Origin of the sequence: Streptomyces sp. WELS2 (assembly GCF_013870595.1) — a bacterium.
Taxonomy (GTDB): Bacteria; Actinomycetota; Actinomycetes; order Streptomycetales; family Streptomycetaceae; genus Streptomyces.
Window position 1 is genome coordinate 1 of sequence record NZ_JACBWZ010001063.1, and the last position, 1,862, is coordinate 1,862.

General features: G+C 75.2%; 2 protein-coding genes. Both read right to left on the reverse strand.

The genetic code is table 11. The features are described from left to right. Positions 1 to 725, reverse strand: a 725-nt coding sequence (rsmA, locus tag H5J33_RS33595) for a 16S rRNA (adenine(1518)-N(6)/adenine(1519)-N(6))-dimethyltransferase RsmA (protein ID WP_181798463.1), incomplete at its 3' end; no start/stop codon positions are given. Positions 726 to 791: 66 nt separating this feature from the next. Beyond that, positions 792 to 1,862 (reverse strand): resuscitation-promoting factor (locus H5J33_RS33600; protein WP_181798464.1); only part of this gene is annotated, 1,071 nt, incomplete at its 5' end.

Sequence of the window (1,862 nt, forward strand, 5' to 3'; positions counted from 1 at the left end):
CGCAGGGTCTTGCGGCGCTGTGCGAACGCCGCGTCGACCACCGCGAAGACCTCCCGCTTGGAGGCGGTCGTCTCGATCGGCTCGGTCCGCCGGACCAGGGACACCAGTCCGCTGTCGACGTTCGGCGCCGGCCAGAACACGTTCCGGCCGATGGCCCCGGCCCGCTTGACCTCGGCGTACCAGTTGGCCTTCACGGACGGCACGCCGTACACCTTGTTCCCGGGCGCGGCGGCGAGCCGGTCGGCGACCTCGGACTGCACCATCACCAGCGTCCGCTCGATGCTCGGGAAGGTGTCGAGCATGTGCAGCAGCACCGGCACGGCCACGTTGTACGGCAGGTTGGCCACCAGGGCCGTCGGCGCGGGGCCGGGCAGCTCGGTGACGTGCATCGCGTCGGAGTGGACCAGCGCGAACCGGTCGGCGCGGCCGGGCATGCGCGCGGCGATGGTCGTGGGCAGGGCCGCGGCCAGGACGTCGTCGATCTCGACGGCGGTGACCCGGTCGGCGACCTCCAGCAGCGCGAGGGTGAGCGAGCCGAGCCCGGGGCCGACCTCCACCACCACGTCGTCGGGCCGGACCTCGGCGGTGCGGACGATCCGGCGGACGGTGTTGGCGTCGATCACGAAGTTCTGGCCGCGCTGCTTGGTGGGGCGGACACCGAGCGCTGCCGCGAGCTCACGGATGTCGGCGGGGCCGAGAAGGGCGTCGGGGGTGGGGCTGGTCACGGGACAAGGGTACGGGGGTGCGGGGGGCCGGGATGCCGGGGGCGGCGCGAGCGGCGGGGCGGGGAACTACCCCCGCAGCCTCGCGCCGCAGTGCGGCCACGGGCTCGCGCCCCGCTGTACGTACAGTTTCTTCGCGCGGTACGTCTGTTCGTCCGGGGAGGCGTCCTGGGGGCGGCCCCTGCCGCCGAGGCTGTGCCAGGTACGGGTGTCGAACTGGTAGAGGCCGCCGTAGGTGCCCGAGGGGTCGACGGCGTCCGGGCGGGCGCCGGACTCGCAGACGGCGAGGGCGTGCCAGTCCAGGTGGTCGGCGTCGTGCACGGAGGCGGGGCGCGGCCGGGTGCCGACCTTCACCACCTGGGTGCGGGGCGCGCGCACCAGCTCGGTGCTCTCCGGGCGCGGGCGCTGCCGGACCCCGTTGACGGTGCGCACGTAGTAGACGGTGCGGCGCAGCCCGGGCCGGCCGGGCCGGGTGACGACCTCGGTGCCCCGGAAGAGGGCGGGGTCGGCGATCCGTACGGCCGGGAACGGGATCGGCTCCTCGTGGACCTCCCGCCGGCCGGTCACCCGCAGCACGGTCACGGTCTGTCCGTCGCGCGGGAAACCGTCCGCCGGGACGGAGAGGGTGTCCTGGCCGCGCAGGGTGATCCCGGCCTCCTCGACCACCTCGCGGACGGTGGCCGCGTTGGTGCGGACGGTCCGGGTCCGGCCGTCCGCCATGACGGTCACGGCCCGTTCGGTGCGCACGTCGAGCGCGAGCCCGGCGCGTGAGATGCGCCGGGAGCGGGAGGCCGACAGATAGGCGCCCTCGGCACGGACCCCCAGCTGCTCCAGCGCGCCGGCCACGGTGCGCGCCGTCGTCCACACCTGCCGCCGGTGGCCGTCCAGGGTGAGCCGCAGGGGGCGGGCGTAGCGCACCGCGACCTCGTCGCCGCTGGTGAGCGCGGTGCCGGGGGTGGGCGCGACCATGTCGTGCGCCCCCACTCGTACGCCCTCCTCGGCGAGCAGTTCGCCCACGTCGTCGGCGAAGGTGTGCAGGGTGCGCCGGTCGCCGTCGACGCTCAGCTCGATCGCCTTGTCGTCGGCGACGAAGGCGCTGGTGCCGCCGGCGAGGAAGGCCACGACGAGCGCCTGCGGCAG